Below are 18,196 nucleotides of genomic sequence, written 5' to 3' on the forward strand. Positions count from 1 at the left end.
CAAAAAAAAGGGACGGACCCTAAAGGGGTCCGTCCCTTTTCGCTTGTCATTATAGCGTTCTCCTGCCATGCGTTAACGTTTCATCCGTTTCTGTAATACCTGAATAAGAAGAATTCAATTTACGCGCATCTTTGTCGACCAGCACAAGCAGCTTGCCGTTTATCACATCCGCTTCATATCGATTCGCCTCATCTTCCGGTAAGCCCATCCCGATCAATGTACCGGCCAAACCGCCTGTACCCGCTCCTACAGCTGCGCCAGCCAAGGTTGCAGCAAGCGGTCCTGCTGCCAATACCGGTCCTATTCCCGGTATAGCCAATGCGCCCACTCCTGCTAACAAACCAGCTGCTCCTCCCAAAATCCCACCGGTCGCTGCACCAGCTGCGAGACCCTCTTCGGCCTTCGTACCGGTTTCTTCATTGACTGTCCTTAACTCCTCTTTATCTTTTGCTACTACCGATATTTCATCACGGTTATATCCATCGGCCTGCAAGGCCTCAACGGCCCTAATGGCTTCTTCTCCAGTTTCATAAACCCCAATTATACGTTTATCCATTTCTATCATCCTCCTTAAAGAATGTAAACTATCGCTCCCCCTTTACATACCCCAGAAAGTGGAAGGAATAAACGTCATGTAACAGGAAAGATTTTTAGAGTTAACACTTAGGAAGGAAGGGTATATATAATGATAGTATCCAAATATTTAGGAGGTTTTCTTTTTGCTCATCGAGTTACTTAAAGATTTAGTATCAATCGACAGTTCATCGAAAAAAGGAGCGAACGAAGCAGTTGAATACTGTGCGGACTGGCTTAAAAAACAAGGAATATACGTAAACGTAATCGTTAATAATGGGTATAGGATGCTCGTTAGCGAGATTGGCCAAGGAGATAAGACCGTCATCTGGAATGGCCATGTCGATGTTGTCAGCGGAACTCCGGATCAATTCTTCCCACAAGTTCATGAAGGGCGCCTGTATGGACGCGGGGCAGCCGATATGAAAGCAGGGGTTGCCGGAATGATGTGTGCATTCTCTGAACTGAAGGACATGAACCTAGGATTGAAGATTCAGTTGCAAATAGTATCGGATGAAGAAACTGGAGGGTTGAACTGTTCTGGCTATTTAGCGAAACATGGTTATAGAGGGGACTTTGTGATTTGTGCGGAACCAACCCAATTGGGAATTGGCCTTCAGGCAAAGGGTGCCCTGCGCCTTGATATTGAAGTTTCCGGTAAATCCGCACATGGAAGCCGCCCATGGGAGGGCGTGAATGCAATCGAGAAGGCCTATGAACTCTATCAAAAAATAAAGGAGCTTCCTTTCACGAGGGATCATACTCCCCTTTACGACTCCCCCTCCATTAACCTAGCAAAAATAAAAGGCGGGGACGTCTATAACAAGGTACCGGATGCCTGCTTGCTCAGTCTGGATATCCGCTATCTCCCTACACAAACCATGGAGGAAGTCGTGACTCAAATCGAAAGTGTGACGGGTAAGAATATTTTCATCAATATGTACAGCAAGCCAGTGAAAACGGAAGAGTCAGACCCATTCATCACACTGCTTCGTCCCGTCGTCCAAAGAAACATCAACCAAGATGCCGTGATTTTTGGGCAGCATGGTTCGGCTGATACCGTCTTTTTTGCCGCTTATGATATCCCAGCCATCGAATTCGGACCAAAAGGAGAAAATTGGCATGGAGACAGGGAATGTGTTGATCTGGAATCGGTAGCCGTCTATCAAAAAATGCTAGTTGATTTTGCAACGGAATTCACTTTAGTTTAATAGTTTCATCATTTGAAGAAGGTGCTGCCTGCTTTTTGCAGACGGCATCTTTTTTAGGTCATCTACTTAATTGAATGACATCATCAGCTTATCCATAATGAATAACTTAAAGTTTGATCAGCAGAATAGTATTCGAGCTCCAAGGCAGAGCTCATTAAAAAAAACGGCAAAGTCCACACCTTCAAATTTATGGGCAATCAGATTTCCACCCTTAGCGTCCTAATGATTCAGGGTAAACGGAATCTATCAAATCATTTAAAATGAATGCCCGACCTCACTCCCTCCCCATTCCATCAATTATCACGCAATAATCCAGACATGATTTCGTAGCATCGGGTTACAAAAACACACAGGACTTTAAAACTAGTTGTAATACAACCAAATATTGTACATTCAAACAAAATACGCCATTAAAATAGCTATAAAAGCTTTTAAACCGACATGATCATTCATTATAAAACATATCGAAACCTTCCCCAACCAAGTCCCTTTTGCCTAGTTAATATTACATTCATTTATCAACGGAAACTTTTTTGTAACACAATTACTATTCCACCGAAACATTATTGTCATATAGACCTGTTATTCTAAGTCTACGATTTAAAACAAAGGAGACTATTCATTTTGAAAAAAATACTACTTCCAATTTTCACTGCTTTCTTCCTGGTATTTAGTTTTTCCGGAGTTTCATCGGCTGCTACTACTACATACAAAGTCAAAAGTGGCGACACACTATGGGGTATCGCCAATAAACATAATATAACAGTCAATCAACTCAAAAGTTGGAACAACCTAAAAAAAGATAACATTCATCCAAAGCAAGTCCTAAAGGTTAAGAAGCCTTCTAGTTCTGCTAAACCAAAAGCTAAAACAACATCATCCACAGCCAAGAAATATAAAACGATCACGGTGAAGGCGACCGCGTACACAGCGAATTGTAAGGGCTGCAGCGGGATTACGGCAACAGGTCTAAACTTAAAGAAAAATCCTAAAGTAAAAGCCATTTCCGTCGATCCCAAGGTCATTCCGCTAGGAACGAAAGTTCATGTGGAAGGTTACGGTGAAGCCATCGCGGCAGATAAAGGCGGAGCAATCAAAGGAAATAAAATTGACGTCTTCTACTCTTCTCACTCAAAAGCACTTGATTGGGGCAGAAAAACGGTAAAAGTCAAAGTGTATAAATAAATAAGAAAAGATCAGCCCGAAAACTTTCGGGCTGATCTTTTCTTATTCCCTAACTTCAACCTTTTTAAACCACCTGCATGTCCTTGTAGAATAAGTATTTACTGAAAATTACGACAATGTTATGATGGGTACATCTTACAAAAAGAGGTGTTCACTTTGAATATTGTCATTATGGGGGCCGGGGCACTCGGCTGCTACTTCGGGGGCCGATTGCAGCAGGCAGGACAGCAAGTTCAATATCTGGTCAGGAAAAACCGTGCCAGACAATTGAAGGAAAACGGCATTGCGATAACCAGCCCTCATGGAAACTGCCAATTTAACGAACTTCAAATCTTTGAGAACGTGCATGATATCGAAAAAGCAGATTTGGTCATTCTCGCCGTTAAAGGGCAGCATTTGCAAGGCACCCTCGCCGATTTAAAGGTGCTTGTTGAAAACGGCGCCAAGGTCCTGCCGCTTTTGAATGGATTAGAGCATATATCCATTTTACAGGATGAACTCGGTGAGGAAGCCGTGCTCGGAGGCAGTGCCTTTATCATTGCCACCCTTGATGAAAGGGGGCATATCATTCATTCAAATGAGAATCACGACTTAATTTTTGGTGCGCTTCACCCGTCACAAGCAAAGGTATGCGATGACTTTGAACAAGCTGCAAAATCAGCTATCATGTCGGTAAACAGGACGGAAAACATTCTAATCAGGATGTGGATTAAATATATGTTCATCACCGCCTTCTCCGGTGTAACTACCGCAGCCAACCTCCCTATCGGCGCGATACGGAGATTTCCGGAAAGCAACGGGTTACTGGAAGATGCCCTTATTGAAATGATGGAACTTGCCAACGCTTATGATATCGGGATAACCAGGCAGAACGTTGCTCAGGCTTTGGAGAATATGGCAGGTTTAGCCGAGGAATCCACTTCCTCCATGCATCAGGATCGCCGGAAAGGCCTAACGCTCGAAGTGGAACATTTACAAGGCGGCGCGCTGCGTCTTGCTGACAAGGTCGGATTGGAGCTTCCCGTGATCGGAACGCTTTATGCCCTCATAAAACCATTTGAAAATTGACTTTATGATACCGGTATTCAGCCGGTATTTTTTTTATGGCAGTTCCGCCCTCCCTTCCTTCTCCTCTATGTCCCCTTAAGACCAAAAAGACCTAAAAGAACAATATCACCAAAAGAATATTCCAGCTCCTTCTTCTGTTACACTGAACCCAAGTTAAGTAAGCGCTATCATATAATAAAGGAGAATGCCTCATGAAACTATTAAAAAATTTAACGGTTCAGGTCATCATCGGTATCATTCTGGGGATAACGGTCGGTTTCTTTTTCCCTGCTTTTGGTGAACAGCTGAAGATATTGGCTGACTTATTCATCAAAATGATAAAAATGGTCATTGCACCGATCATCTTCTTAACCGTCGTAATCGGAATAGGCGGTATGGGTGATATGAAAAAGGTTGGCCGCATCGGCGGAAAGGCTTTGCTCTACTTTGAAATCGTAACCACTTTTGCCCTGGCCATCGGAATCATCGTAGTCAATCTGCTCGGCCCCGGTAAAGGCTTTAACATCGACTCAGTCGAAGGCGGTGATGTATCACAATATACGACAGCCGCATCTGAAACGGAACATGGCGCGATCGCCTTCATATCCAATATCATTCCTGATAATGCCGTTGCGGCAATGGCTGGCGGTGATCTGCTTCCTATCCTCTTCTTTGCCGTTCTGTTCGGTTTATCCATGGCTGCCATGGGTCCGAAAGTACAGCCAGTTGTTTCCTTCCTTCAGCATATCGCCGATATTTTCTTTGGCATCGTCAGTATGATCATGAAGGTCTCGCCATTGGCTGCCTTCGGGGCAATGGCATATACCATCGGAAAATTTGGACTCGGCTCTTTAAGTTCACTGGGGCAATTGATGGGGAGCGTGTATATCACCATGGCCCTGTTCATCGTTCTTGTCCTTGGCACGATCGCTAAAATCTATGGCTTTAATATTTTCAAATTCATTGCCTATTTAAAAGAAGAAATCCTCTTAGTGTTAGGAACCTCTTCTTCCGAATCCGCTCTGCCAAGCGTGATGAAAAAACTGGAGAAATACGGCTGTTCAAAATCGGTGGTCGGTTTGGTGGTGCCAACTGGTTATTCTTTCAACCTTGATGGCACATCCATCTACTTATCCATGGCAGCCATTTTCATCGCCCAGGCCTATGGTGTGGATTTAAGCATATGGCAGGAATTGACGCTTCTGGGTATTTTGATGTTAACCTCCAAAGGAGCTGCCGGTGTAACCGGCTCTGGATTCATTACCCTTGCTGCAACCTTGGCCGCTTTCCCGATGATTCCCGTAGAAGGGATGGCCCTGCTGCTGGGAGTCGACCGCTTCATGTCTGAAGCGCGTGCCATCACGAATCTTATCGGCAACAGTGTCGCCACGGTGGTCATCTCCAAATCCGAAGGTGAATTCAATCCAAATCATGCCCTCTCCGATAATATTGGTGAAGTGGCCGTATCAGCGGAAAAATAAATGGACATACGAAAAAGGAGGAGGAGAGCAATGCTTGCCCCTCTTTTTTATGACTTTCTAAAAAAAGCCAATCAAATTAATTTCGTAATCAAGATAAAGTGTTTATACTTTTACCTAACAGGTAAAAGTATAAAGTTGAAAGTTTCATTTAGTAGTTTGATGGATTAAACCAAAATGGGAGGTTTTATCATGAAAGATTACGGATTATTGATTAATGGTGAGTGGTCGGATTTTGGATTGGATAAAATTGAAGTGACGAATCCAGCAACGAATGAAGTCGTCGCCACCGTTCCAAAAGGCGGCGCAGTGGAAGCGGCGAAGGCCGCTGATGCTGCACATGAAGCCTTTCCCGATTGGGCAGCGCGATCTGTCTACGAACGGGCTGAATTAATTTGGAAATGGCATCGATTGATTGATGATAATAAAGAAGAATTGGCTAAGATCATGACGGAGGAACAAGGAAAACCATTTAATGAAGCGTTTGGTGAAATGACATATGCCAACGGATTTTTGTCTTGGTACGCGGAAGAAGGAAAACGCGTGTATGGCGAAACGATACCTCCCTCCGTTTCCAACAAGCGACTCTTCGTGACCAAACAGCCAGTCGGAGTCGTGGCTGTCATTACCCCATGGAACTTCCCAGCAGCGATGATCACCAGGAAAGTGGCGCCCGCCCTTGCTGTAGGCTGTACCGTCGTCATTAAACCCGCTAACCTGACGCCAATCACCGCCTTAAAGATGGCTGAATTGGCTGAAGAAGCCGGCATTCCAAAAGGGGTCATCAATGTTGTGACAGGCAAATCAGCTGAAATCGGGGAAACTTGGCTTCAAGATGCAAGAGTTCGCAAATTGACGTTCACCGGTTCTACAGAGGTCGGGAAAACCTTAATGAAAGGATCGGCCGACACGGTCAAGAAAATCTCGCTTGAGCTCGGAGGCCATGCCCCAGCAATCGTTCTTGAGGATGCTAACCTTGATAAAGCGGTTGATGGCATCATTAGCTCCAAATTCAGGAATGCCGGGCAAACGTGCGTCTGTTCCAATCGCATTTATGTCCACGAAGCCATTCAAGAAGCCTTCATCGAAAAGCTCGTTGCCAAGGTCAAGGAACTTAAGGTTGGAAACGGAATGGAGGATGGCGTCGATATCGGGCCGCTCATCGACCAAAATGCTGTGGATAAGGTTCAAAAACAAATTGATGAAGCGATAAACAGCGGAGCTAAGCTTGAAGCAGGCGGGAAAGCCATCGGCGGCCTTTTCCTTGAACCTACTGTCCTATCCAACATTGATGACAACATGCTTTGCATGAAGGAAGAAACGTTCGGACCATTGGCTCCCATCACCTCCTTCAAGACGGATGAAGAGGCAATCAAGAGGGCTAATGACTCCATTTTCGGATTGGCAGCATACGTCTTCACTGAAAATATCACCAAAGGCATCCAAATCACCGAAGCACTTGAATTTGGTATTGTCGGTTTGAATGATGGGCTTCCATCCGTTCCCCAAGCACCATTTGGCGGTTTCAAACAAAGCGGACTTGGCCGTGAAGGCGGCCACCAAGGCATCGAGGAATACCTGGAAGTGAAATACATTTCTCTAGGCTTGTAATCTTTTAATGAGAAAGGGACCAGCTCATATGAGCTGGTCCCCCTTTTTTCATTCCAATATCTCTTCTTCAAGCTTTTCCTCTTTACGGATCCTGATCAATTTCACGATATTCAGCACGATCGTTTTAACGACGGAATAAGTCGGAACTGCCAAAATCATCCCGATGATACCGGCTATGTTTCCGGCCACGAGCAAAAGGATGATGATCGTAAGCGGATGTGTGTTCAATTTTTTCCCGATCACCAATGGCGAAATGACATTGCCATCCAGCTGCTGGATGATCGTTACAACGAGTATGACCAATAACGCCTGGGTCGGCGAATGGATTAACCCCACAATGACTGCCGGAGCTACCCCGATGAAAGGCCCAACATACGGAATGATGTTCGTAACGGCTCCAATCAGCGCAAATAGGAAGGCATAAGGCAGATCAATGATCAAATAACCAATGAATGTGCCAATTCCTACAAACATGCAAACAAGCATCTGTCCCTGTATGTAAGTGGTAAGCGTTTCCCCCGTTTCCTGAAGAACGGTCAAGGCCGGCTTCCTATATCCAACCGGTACGAATTTCATGATCGCGCTCGGAAGCTTATCTCCATCCTTCAACATATAAAACAGGATGAATGGAACCGTCACGACCACTAATGTAATGTTCGTGACTACACTGAATATGGAAGATAGGCTGTTCGTGATATTGGTAGGTAAATCAGTCAAATATTTTTGCAGCGAATCTCCTACTTTTTGCAAATCTACATAATCTTGTTCCATCGTCCACAAGAACCATTTTGACTGTGCCGAATCTTCAATGAACTTCCTTGTTTGATTGAAATAGTCAGGAAGGTTATTAATCAAATCGGTAACCTGTTTGGATAGGGATGGCCCAACAAGTCCAACCAACAAACTGATCAAACCAAGGAAGAATACATATAGCAATAATATCGCCAATCCCCTTGGCACTCGTCTTTTGGCGAGGAAATCCACAGTTGGATTGAACAAAAAGTAGAGAAAGCCCGAAATCAAAATGGGGAAAAACAACGTTGAAGTAAAGATCACAATTGGTTCAAAGAGGAAAGAAATCTTTGTACCAACATAAAAAAGTAAAGATAATAATAATAACTCTAACGTCCAAAAATGCAGTTTTGTTTTGAACAAATTATCTCCTCCACTATAGCCATTCTATCTACCCTTTTTTCTATGGAAACGAAATCATTCGAAGAAAACCTATGTATGAAAATCGTTCATTGTTAGCAGTTTACCATATTTCAATAACTTGAATGTATAATTTAATGCAAAAATAAAAGAAACCTCCCACGATTCCTTTCCCTTTCCTTATCAGGTTCAACCATTTTCTCACATGTTTCGTATTTTCAAAGAAAGGAATTATCAGGACAGTTTCCGGTGCCTGTATCTCCTAAGATTCATTTTAACACCCCGCCTGCTTACCCGCCAGCAATACCCAAATGGAAGTTGATAGGTTTCCATGCTTAAAAGAGAATACGGACCGAATAAAAAACCCTGCTATAAGCAGGGCTTTCACGATCATTCCTGAACTTGAAGGACAGCTTCAAGCATTGTACCATTTTTCATTAGGTTCATATGCCAGGAAAACGCTTTTTCAAGAATATGCGGAGTTTGGTGACCCCCTGTTTGCGCGACCGCTTCCGTGAAATAGGCACGAAGCTGCGGACGGTAGTCAGGATGTGCACAGTTTTCGATGATTAATGCCACGCGCTCTTTAGGAGCAAGTCCGCGCAGATCAGCGATGCCCTGCTCTGTCACTAACACATCCACATCATGCTCAGTGTGATCCACATGAGAAACGAATGGAACGATACTGGATATTTTACCGCCTTTTGCATAGGATTTCGTTACGAAAATACCGAGGCGTGAGTTACGCGCAAAATCTCCTGAACCACCGATCCCGTTCATCATTCTAGTTCCTGAAACATGTGTTGAGTTTACGTTGCCATAAATATCACATTCTAACGCTGTATTGATTGAAATCAGACCGAGGCGGCGGATGATTTCAGGGTGGTTGGATATTTCTTGCGGCCGAAGAACAAGTTTATCGCGGTATTTATCGAGATTACCATATACCTGCTTCCCCTTTTCTTCAGCTAATGTTATCGAACAGCCAGAAGCGAATTTGACTTTCCCAGCATCTATCAAATCGAATACCGCATCTTGCAGGACTTCCGAGTACACTTCCAAATCTGTAAATTCAGAATCAAGGAAGCCGGCGAATACTGCATTTGCCACTGAACCTACACCTGATTGCAGCGGTGCAAGTTTCTCCGTCAAACGGCCTGCCTTGATTTCATCACGAAGGAAATTTATTAGGTGATTGGCGATCGTCGCCGTTTCTTCATCAGGCGGCACGATTGTCGAGGGCGCATCAAGGTCAGTTGATACGACGATTCCCATTACCTTTTCAGGTTCAACCGATATGCCGATGGAGCCTAAGCGATCGCTTGCATCCGTCATTGGAATGGGCTCTCGCTCTCCTTGCCTGGCTGGTGTATATATGTCATGCATACCTTCCAATCCTTCTGGATGGGATACGTTCAATTCAATGATTACATGTTTAGCCTCTTGAACGAAGATGGCTGAGTTACCGACGGAAGTAGTCGGAATGATTAACCCTTCCTCCGTAATGGCCAATGCTTCGATTATCGCAAAATCAATAGGCCCGACAAGGCCTTGACGGACTTGTTCTGCTGTATGAGACAAATGCTGGTCCACATATGTGACTTCATCGGCGTTGATTTTATTGCGTATTCCTTTATCTGCTTGGAATGGTAAGCGTTTATTGATGATTCCGGCTTCCGCCATATGCAGGTCGACTTCCGGTCCCAAGGATGCACCAGTATATACGTCCACTTTGAATACTTCAGTTTTTGCCCTTTCAACCAAGGCCATTGGGATAACTTTTGCATCACCGGCACGAGTGAACCCACTCATGCCAAGCTTCATCCCGTCTTTGATCCATGAAGCGGCTTCCTCCGCCGTAACAACTTTCCCCTTAAATTGTTCATTGCGAATTTTATTGAAAACGCTTTCTTTCATCCAAAAGACCCCCATTTTTTTCGCTTTCTTACACCCAATTTTATCAATCCTTTGTAATCGTCACATTCATTTCCGAATGAAAAGCCTTTATCTGGGCATCAGACAGCATTTTCCACACATAAAGGAGAGCACTAAAAACCTAGTGCTCTCCTGAATTGGCTTGCATATGTTTGGCTGACTTGGATCTTGGAATTGTCCTTCATGATCAGTAAAAATGTTGAATGAAAATCAGGAAGGATTTCTTGTATATAATTGATATTGACGATATAAGAACGATGCACACGAATGAATAAATCGCTCGGCAACATGAATTCCAATTCACTTAAGTTCATTTTATGGTATCCACTCACAAGTTCGGACTGAACTTTCGTTTTCCTGTTTTGTGCTTCTAAATACATGATTTGATCATATGGAAGAGGAATCCAGCGGTCATCCATTTTAATGGTCAGGAATGATGTAGGTAAGATTAATGGCTTTGATGGCAGTATCGCCGTGACCGCCCCTAGAGGATGACCCTCATTCATGATCGGTACGCTCAACCCATAGTAAGGTACGCCGAATACATGACTCTCGACTTGCACCCCAATTTTCCTCCGGACACTCAATGCCTTGTATGTAGCTGTTTTTTCACTTATTAAATCACCCGGCTTTATCCTTAAGTCCACTTGCTTGCTCGGTTGATAATAAATGTATTTCTCTGAATCAGCCACGGAAATTGAAGCACCCTTTGGTACAAACTCCCTGATGATATTTAAAACGGATTCGACCGTAAATTGGTCCATTTCCTTTCACCTCTTAATAAGAACATATTAATAATTTACGAAAAAGAGCACCCGCTAATAGAATTAACGATTTCCACCCTCACCTTTTTACAACACAAGAAATGCGTCAAAAAAAGCTGCTTCAAGTTTACGCCCTTACCCATTATAGTTGTAAAGCTCCGTAATTTCCATGGCCGTTCAAGAAAAAGGTCCCTCGGAAGATCCAAGCAACAAAAAGAAACCGCTCCAGAAGAACGGTGAAGGTTCATTTATTGGAACGGGGATTACGAAAGGAGGGTTTACTTCGAAGCGACAAAATTTCCTCTAAATTCTTTAATGGCAATTCCATTAAAAAGGTTCGATCATCAGGTTGATATATTCCTTCCGAAATGAGCGTAGCGGCAATCCTCTCTTTTTTTGCATGAACGATTCGGACCAATCTTCCCATTTGGTTCGCTCCCTTTCTTCATGTTTCCTGCACTGCTTCAGTACTCATTCTTCAGCGCATCATGCCCTTCTTTTCCAGTGCGGATATTCACGACATTCGCCAATTCATAAATGAAGATCTTCCCATCACCAGGTTTACCGGTGCTTAAGAATTTACGCGCTACATCCACGACTTCCTGAACGGGAACTTCACATACGACAATTTCTATTTTCAACCGGTCATGCAGGGACATTTCGCGATTTCGTCCCCTATACGTTTCCACATAGCTTTTTTGAAGACCCGTTCCTTTCACCTCCGATACAGTCATTCCACTTACCCCTATTTTTGCCAATTCCGCTTTGAATTGTTCAAACTTGATCGGACGTGTGATAATATCTATTTTCGTTAAAACCTCTGACATATATTCACCCTCCTTTTAAATTGATTCATGATAAGCTTTTTCTCCATGAAGTGTAAGGTCGAGACCCATTGACTCATCTTCTTCACTGACTCGCAACGGTACGAACACATGAATGACCTTAGCAATGGCATAAGTGATTACGGCAACGAAAATATATGTCGCCACAATGGCCACAAGCTGCTTCCAGAGTAAGCTGAAATCGCCGTAAAACAGTCCATTTCCACCAGCTTCGTTGACCGAAGTCGTTGCGAATAAACCTGTAGCTATCCCGCCCCATGTTCCGCCTATCCCATGCAGCCCAAAGGCATCCAACGCATCGTCATATCCCAGTTTGTTTTTCAGGAAGAAGACGCCCCAGAAACAAACGGCCCCGCCGACGACTCCTATGAGGATCGAGGAAGCAGGCGTCACGAAACCACAAGCGGGTGTAATGGCAACCAACCCGGAAATCGCTCCGGACACCGCTCCAAGCAATGTCGCCTTTTTATTCGCCATGTAATCAACGATTAGCCAGCCTATGATGCCAGCAGCTGCAGCAACGGCTGTATTGACAAATACCGTCATCGCCACTGCATTGATCGTCAAAGCGCTTCCGACATTAAATCCGTACCACCCGAACCATATTAGTGACCCCCCAAGAAAAGTCAAAGGCAGATTATGCGGCGCGCTGTCCCCCGATTCCTTCCTTTTCCCCAACATGATCGCCAAAACCAACCCGGCAACACCTGAAGAAATATGGACAACATTGCCACCGGCAAAATCAAGTGTCCCAAGCTGCGCCAGCCAGCCGCCTCCCCATACCCAGTGAGCAACCGGTGCGTATACCAATAAAGACCACAAGATCGTAAAAATCAAAAATGCTGAAAACTTCATCCGTTCGGCAATCCCGCCTGCGATGATCGAAACAGTTAAAACGGCAAAAGTCATTTGAAATAACATGAATAAGCTATGGGGAATCGTATCGCTATACGGACCAGGTTCAAAGCCTACATCCTTCAAGCCAACCCAATCCAGTCCCCCCAGCAGCGCATTTCCTGGTGAAAACGATAATGAGTAGCCTAACAGCACCCAAAGAATCGATATCACAGCCAGAGGCATGTAGCTGTGCATGGCTGTATTCAGGACATTTTTACTCTTCACCATCCCCCCATAAAACAGGGCAATCCCTGGTGTCATTAGCCAAACCATCATCGTTGCCAGAAACATAAAAACCGAATCCGCCATTTGCATATTGCATTCCCCCTCATTTTATATGTTATGTTAGTTAACAAATATATGTTATATTTTTTATCATATACTCAATATTCTAACAATTCAACTGATTTTTTTCACTTTTTATTTTTTATGTCATATTACTTAACATCAAATCTACTCCACCACTTCTAAAATAAGCTCAGCAATTCATTTGTCCTTCATGTCTCACATGCCTTTCACTACAAGAAAAAGCTCCTCAAAATTGAGGAGCCTTCAACCGTATATATCCCATTAACAGCATCTTGATACTTTGCCACCTTTGGCATTATAGCGTTCATCTTGCGCTTCGCAAAAAAATTCCTTCCTGGTCTTTACCGGATCTTGCGGATGATGATCCTTCATATGTGCCACATAGGTTTCATAACTGGGCACACCGACAAGCAAACTGACAAACTGCTTTCTGTAGCTTAGTATCTTGAGTAACTTTTTCAACATCGTCACCCCCTTCTCATGATGTCCTTCTCGATACATAAGGAGATTCATGCAAATCTATTTTCTGGTTCTGCAGCACTTTAACCCACAGCTTAATTGCAGAAATCAGGACAATGATTACAACGAGCATGAAAATGGCACAAAGCGCTGCATCCACATAGTCATTGACGATAACCTGCTTCATCTCGGCCAGATTCGCTGCAGGTGCGAGGACTTCTCCTTTATCATAAGCTGCCTTGAATTTATCCTTATGGGCTAAAAAGCCGATCGCCGGGTTTTCATGGAACAGCTTTTGCCAGCCAGCCGTCATGGTCACGATTAATAAGAAGGTAGTCGGGACAAGCGTGACCCAAGTATATGCTTTTTTGCCCATCTTGAAGAGGACTGTCGTCCCAAGCAGCAATGCAATGGCGGCAAGCATCTGATTCGCGATTCCAAACAGCGGCCAGAGGGTATTGATCCCGCCAAGCGGGTCGATGACCCCTTGATAAAGGAAATATCCCCAGCCAATTACACAAAGGGCCGTCGCTATGATATTAGGCAGCCATTTATTCGTTTCGGCAAATGGCTTATAGAAGGTACCGATGATATCCTGGATCATGAAACGCCCCACCCTTGTTCCTGCATCAATGGTTGTCAATATGAACAATGCCTCGAAGAGAATCGCAAAGTGATACCAAAACGCCATTAGCGATGCTCCGCCAATCACTTGCGAGAAGATGTGGGCCATCCCGATTGCAAAGGTTGGAGCCCCCCCGGTACGGGAGATGATGGTCTCTTCCCCAACATCATCCGCAAGGCCGGTGATCATTTCCGGGGTCAAAACGAAGCCCCAATCCGATATCGTCGCCGCCACTTGAGCCGGCTCGGTTCCCACGACCGCACCCGGGCTGTTAATCGCGAAATAAATGCCTGGCGTCAGGACACAGGCTGCTATCATCGCCATGATGGCAACGAATGATTCAGTAAGCATCGCCCCGTAACCAATTGGACGGGAATGGGATTCGCGTTCAATCATTTTAGGAGTTGTACCGGATGAAACGAGTGCATGGAAGCCCGACACTGCACCACAGGCGATCGTGATGAAAAGGAACGGGAATAGATTCCCAGAGAATACAGGCCCTGTCCCATTAACGAATTGTGTGACCGCAGGCATTTCAAGGCTTGGCATGACGAGAAAGATTCCAAGCGCAAGTCCGATGATCGTCCCGATTTTTAAAAACGTACTTAAGTAATCACGCGGTGCCAGCAGCATCCATACCGGCAAAACGGACGCGATGAATCCGTATGCAATCAGCATGATGGCAATCGTTTTCCCCTCGAAGGTGAACATTGGCGCCAATGTCGCGCTTTCCGATACAAAACGGCCGAAGTATAACGCAAGCATCAATAAGATGATGCCAAGGATGGAGCCTTCACCAACACGCCCTGGCCTAATATAGCGCATATAGATGCCCATGAGGACGGCAATCGGGATCGTCGAGGCGATCGTGAACATCCCCCAAGGGCTGCCCACCAGTGCCTTTACGACGACAAGGGCAAGCACAGCCAATAAGATGATCATGATGCCGAGGATGCCGACCATGGCTATCAATCCTGTAATTGGCCCAATTTCCTCTTTGATCATTTCACCCAATGATTTGCCGTTCCGGCGCATCGAACCGAAGAGAATGATGAAATCCTGGACAGCACCAGCCAATACGACTCCTACCACAAGCCAGAGTGTCCCCGGCAAATATCCCATCTGGGCTGCTAGAATGGGGCCTACAAGCGGGCCAGCCCCAGCAATTGCCGCAAAATGGTGACCAAACAGCACCCATTTATTAGTAGGTACGTAGTCCTTCCCATCATTGTTAGCTTCTGCAGGGGTCTGGCGATTATCATCTAGTTCAAACACTTTCTGTGCAATGAATTTACTATAAAAGCGATAGGCAACGGAATATACACAGAGTGCTGCTGTGACGATCCACATGGCATTGATGCTTTCCCCGCGGTTTAAAGCCACGAAACCAAAGCTCACTGCCCCCACAGCGGATATGATTCCCCAAAGAATGACCGATTTAAGCGCTTTCATTTCAACCATCTCCTCTCATTGTAACGAATGATTTACTATAAAAAACCTTCATTTCATATGATGTCAGGTCTTAAATCTCCCGAAATCATCCAATTTAAAGAATTTTATATATATTCTGAATTATATGTTATTAATTGGATTTTTAGCAATAGGAATTTAGTCAATTTGTAATGAATTTACAATGATTTTGTCGATACATCACTTCCCATCCGCCAGATACTTTCCATGACCGAGATAACCTTCACTTTTTATATCAATGCGGGCGCTTGTATGAAATCCTTGCCGACCGATCTTCATTCGTAAATGATGGTTGTCCGATATTTTGTCGGATATTGATACGTGAAAATAAGTATAAGAATTTAATAGAGTGGATAGACTAATAAAAAAGGAGTGGGAGAATATGGAGACTAAAACGAAAGAAAGCACGAAAGAAATGTGGACGGAAATCAATGAGTGCATCACTAGAATAATTGATGAAAAACATGATTTATCTTTTCAAAAGAAAAGCAATGATAATTATATGAATCTATATATCCAAACTGCCGTATTGCACACCTTATTCGGACTTTCGGATGAGCTTAAAAGAATAGAAAGAAAATATAATGGTGTTTGATGCATTCTAAAGCACGAAGCCCCCTTTCCACTATGGACAAGGGGGCTTCGTGCTGCCGGTTGATGGTTCCACAAGAGCTGATTACTGCGCTAAGCTTTCCGCCAATCGTTTTTCCTTCCAGATGACCGTAATGCCAAGGCCAATGACCATGATGACTGCAGCAAAAAGATATGGATAGTGGATGTTTACGTCAAAAAGGATCCCTCCCATTGCCGGTCCTACGATATTCCCCAAGCTGGTATAGGTCGAGTTCATGCCTGCAACGAAGCCTTGCTCCTTTCCGCCCGCTTTCGATAAGAATGTCGTCAACGCCGGACGAAGCAAGTCAAATGCTAGGAAGATGAAGCATGTCACCGCCAAAACGGCCATATAGCTGGAGATCAAGGTTGAGGCAACCGCAAATATGGCACCGACGATCAAACATAGCTGAATCAGCCTTTTTTCACCAAGGATATCCACCATTTTTCCGAACATGAATACTTGGACAACCACCCCGAAGATAGAGCTTATCGTGATGATCATGGCAATATCCTTCGGTGTGAAACCGAATTTATGATCCGAAAACAAGCTAAAGACAGTTTCATAGGCAGATAATCCAAATGCTAGAACGAAAACTAGGATAAACGCAATAAAGAAAAGCGGATTAAGCGATTTTTTCAGATCGTACAAAAAGTTCGTTCCCCCTGCTTCAGCCGAAACTTCTGCAAGCTGCGCCTTTGTCAGCGGTTCCTTTAAGATAAATATCGATGTAAGGCAGGCAATGAAGGCAATCAATGCCGCAAGGAAGAAGGGCAAGCGTATTCCATACTCAGCAACGAACCCGCCGATTCCCGGCCCTATAATAAAGCCCAAGCTAATGGCAGCGGAGATATACCCCATCGCCTTCGGGCGTTCCTTAACGGATGTGATATCAGCAACATATGCCGAAACACCCGGCATTATGAAAGCTGCACTTATCCCCCCCAGTACCCTCGATAGATAAAACACGGCTACATTCGTGCCCAAACCGAAGATAAGCTCTGAAACGCCAAAAAGGAATAATCCGATAATGATGATCCTCTTTCTCCCGTAACGGTCGACCCACCGTCCTGCAAACGGGGACATCACGAGCTGCGATACCGCAAATACGGCCACAAGGTAGCCCATCGTACTTCCCGAAAGATGCATGATGTTCATCAAGGATGGCATGACGGGGATGATGAGCCCGATTCCCAGAAAGGCGATGAATATATTGCTGAGCAATATGATCAATACCGCCTTTTGTTCTTTAATTGGTTTAACCATGCAGTACACCTCTTCCCATGTAAATCATTTATGCACTAATACCCCGCCAAAACACTGTCCAGGAGGCCGTCACTTTGTCCTTCAGCCGCTGCTCATCATTGCCGTAAACAAGCTCGAGCATGATTGAGTCGACTACTCCAAGGAAAGCGAAAGTCGGCGTGATTGCTGCCTCTTCAATGATTAATCCGGCATCGATCCATCCCTGGAATTTCTGTTCAAGTATGACCTGAACCTTTTCCTCAATGTCCATGACTTCCTCGGTAATGGCCTCCTCCAGATGGGCTGGCGGAAAAAAAGACATCCGCAGCCAAAACTTGACATGCTCATTTTTTTGGAAAAGATCGATAATCAATTGTAAGAATCCGTATAAATCCTGCTCGGGGTTGTTTGAATCCACTTTACTGAAATATTGAAGCTTGGAAGTTAGCTCCGTCTCTTTCGCATCACGTAAAACGTTCAGAAAAAGATCATCCTTCCCTTTAAAATGGGCGTAAATGGATTGCTTTCTCATGCCGACTTCTTCTGCTATTTGTGAAAGGGATGCTCCTTCATAACCATGGATCGTAAAATATTTAAGAGCAGCTTCTTTAATGTCATTGCTTTTCAATCCTATCACCTCTCGAATTTTAACGAACGTTCGTCAGTTATCTTAGCAAATTACATATATATAAGCAAGCGGAAAACACTTATCGTTTAAAATCTTCACGGAATTCGGGCCGAACACTTGGAAAATCTTCCCACGTATTAAGTTAGTTT

17 protein-coding genes are annotated in these 18,196 nt (G+C 44.4%); 6 read left to right on the forward strand and 11 right to left on the reverse strand.

Annotation, left to right across the window (positions count from 1 at the left end; translation table 11 throughout):
• Nucleotides 1-49: 49 nt before the first annotated feature.
• The gene (locus tag QNI08_RS16960) at nt 50-556 is read right to left on the reverse strand and encodes a general stress protein (protein ID WP_285768581.1); all 507 of its coding nucleotides are present in this window, start codon (nt 554-556) and stop codon (nt 50-52) included.
• A 163-nt stretch (nt 557-719) separates the two neighbouring features.
• Between QNI08_RS16960 and QNI08_RS16965 the strand changes: the two genes are divergently transcribed.
• The 5 genes from QNI08_RS16965 to QNI08_RS16985 all read left to right on the forward strand — a co-directional run bounded on the left by QNI08_RS16965 (nt 720) and on the right by QNI08_RS16985 (nt 7,105).
• Nucleotides 720-1,784, forward strand: a complete 1,065-nt coding sequence (locus QNI08_RS16965; protein ID WP_285768582.1) for a M20 family metallopeptidase — start codon at nt 720-722, stop codon at nt 1,782-1,784.
• A 624-nt stretch (nt 1,785-2,408) separates the two neighbouring features.
• Nucleotides 2,409-2,969: a 3D domain-containing protein gene (locus QNI08_RS16970; RefSeq protein WP_285768583.1), complete on the forward strand. Its 561-nt coding sequence runs from the start codon at nt 2,409-2,411 to the stop codon at nt 2,967-2,969.
• A 156-nt stretch (nt 2,970-3,125) separates the two neighbouring features.
• A complete protein-coding gene (locus QNI08_RS16975; RefSeq protein WP_285768584.1) occupies nt 3,126-4,037 on the forward strand; it encodes a ketopantoate reductase family protein in 912 nt (303 codons plus the stop codon).
• A gap of 191 nt (nt 4,038-4,228) precedes the next feature.
• The gene (locus QNI08_RS16980) at nt 4,229-5,497 is read left to right on the forward strand and encodes a dicarboxylate/amino acid:cation symporter (protein ID WP_285768585.1); all 1,269 of its coding nucleotides are present in this window, start codon (nt 4,229-4,231) and stop codon (nt 5,495-5,497) included.
• A 189-nt stretch (nt 5,498-5,686) separates the two neighbouring features.
• Complete coding sequence (locus tag QNI08_RS16985; protein ID WP_285768586.1) at nt 5,687-7,105, forward strand: NAD-dependent succinate-semialdehyde dehydrogenase; 1,419 nt, start codon at nt 5,687-5,689, stop codon at nt 7,103-7,105.
• A 48-nt stretch (nt 7,106-7,153) separates the two neighbouring features.
• Here the strand turns inward: QNI08_RS16985 and QNI08_RS16990 are convergent, their stop codons facing one another.
• The 8 genes from QNI08_RS16990 to QNI08_RS17025 form a co-directional block, all read right to left on the reverse strand.
• Complete coding sequence (locus tag QNI08_RS16990) at nt 7,154-8,260, reverse strand: AI-2E family transporter (RefSeq protein WP_285768587.1); 1,107 nt, start codon at nt 8,258-8,260, stop codon at nt 7,154-7,156.
• 387 nt (nt 8,261-8,647) lie between these two features.
• Complete coding sequence (locus QNI08_RS16995; protein ID WP_285768588.1) at nt 8,648-10,174, reverse strand: succinyl-CoA:acetate CoA-transferase ScpC; 1,527 nt, start codon at nt 10,172-10,174, stop codon at nt 8,648-8,650.
• A 131-nt stretch (nt 10,175-10,305) separates the two neighbouring features.
• Nucleotides 10,306-10,956: a LytTR family DNA-binding domain-containing protein gene (locus QNI08_RS17000; protein WP_285768589.1), complete on the reverse strand. Its 651-nt coding sequence runs from the start codon at nt 10,954-10,956 to the stop codon at nt 10,306-10,308.
• Nucleotides 10,957-11,200: 244 nt separating this feature from the next.
• A complete protein-coding gene (locus QNI08_RS17005) occupies nt 11,201-11,383 on the reverse strand; it encodes a hypothetical protein (protein WP_285768590.1) in 183 nt (60 codons plus the stop codon).
• 37 nt (nt 11,384-11,420) lie between these two features.
• Complete coding sequence (locus QNI08_RS17010; protein ID WP_285768591.1) at nt 11,421-11,783, reverse strand: P-II family nitrogen regulator; 363 nt, start codon at nt 11,781-11,783, stop codon at nt 11,421-11,423.
• Between the two features lie 15 nt (nt 11,784-11,798).
• Nucleotides 11,799-13,013, reverse strand: a complete 1,215-nt coding sequence (locus QNI08_RS17015; protein ID WP_285768592.1) for an ammonium transporter — start codon at nt 13,011-13,013, stop codon at nt 11,799-11,801.
• Nucleotides 13,014-13,268: 255 nt separating this feature from the next.
• Nucleotides 13,269-13,472: a YbdD/YjiX family protein gene (locus tag QNI08_RS17020; protein WP_285768593.1), complete on the reverse strand. Its 204-nt coding sequence runs from the start codon at nt 13,470-13,472 to the stop codon at nt 13,269-13,271.
• Nucleotides 13,473-13,485: 13 nt separating this feature from the next.
• On the reverse strand, nt 13,486-15,543 hold the full coding sequence (locus tag QNI08_RS17025; RefSeq protein ID WP_285768594.1) for a carbon starvation CstA family protein: 2,058 nt from the start codon (nt 15,541-15,543) through the stop codon (nt 13,486-13,488).
• A 400-nt stretch (nt 15,544-15,943) separates the two neighbouring features.
• On the opposite strand from QNI08_RS17025, the gene QNI08_RS17030 reads away from it, so the two are divergent.
• The gene (locus QNI08_RS17030) at nt 15,944-16,156 is read left to right on the forward strand and encodes a hypothetical protein (RefSeq protein ID WP_285768595.1); all 213 of its coding nucleotides are present in this window, start codon (nt 15,944-15,946) and stop codon (nt 16,154-16,156) included.
• 81 nt (nt 16,157-16,237) lie between these two features.
• Here QNI08_RS17030 and QNI08_RS17035 read toward each other — a convergent pair whose 3' ends face one another.
• Both QNI08_RS17035 and QNI08_RS17040 read right to left on the reverse strand, forming a co-directional pair.
• Nucleotides 16,238-17,440: an MFS transporter gene (locus tag QNI08_RS17035; RefSeq protein WP_285768596.1), complete on the reverse strand. Its 1,203-nt coding sequence runs from the start codon at nt 17,438-17,440 to the stop codon at nt 16,238-16,240.
• Between the two features lie 28 nt (nt 17,441-17,468).
• Nucleotides 17,469-18,047 (reverse strand): TetR/AcrR family transcriptional regulator, encoded by a 579-nt coding sequence (locus tag QNI08_RS17040; RefSeq protein ID WP_285768597.1) that lies wholly within the window; start codon nt 18,045-18,047, stop codon nt 17,469-17,471.
• Between the last annotated feature and the right edge of the window lie 149 nt (nt 18,048-18,196).

The organism is Peribacillus folii, from assembly GCF_030271255.1.
Lineage (GTDB): Bacteria > Bacillota > Bacilli > Bacillales > DSM-1321 > Peribacillus.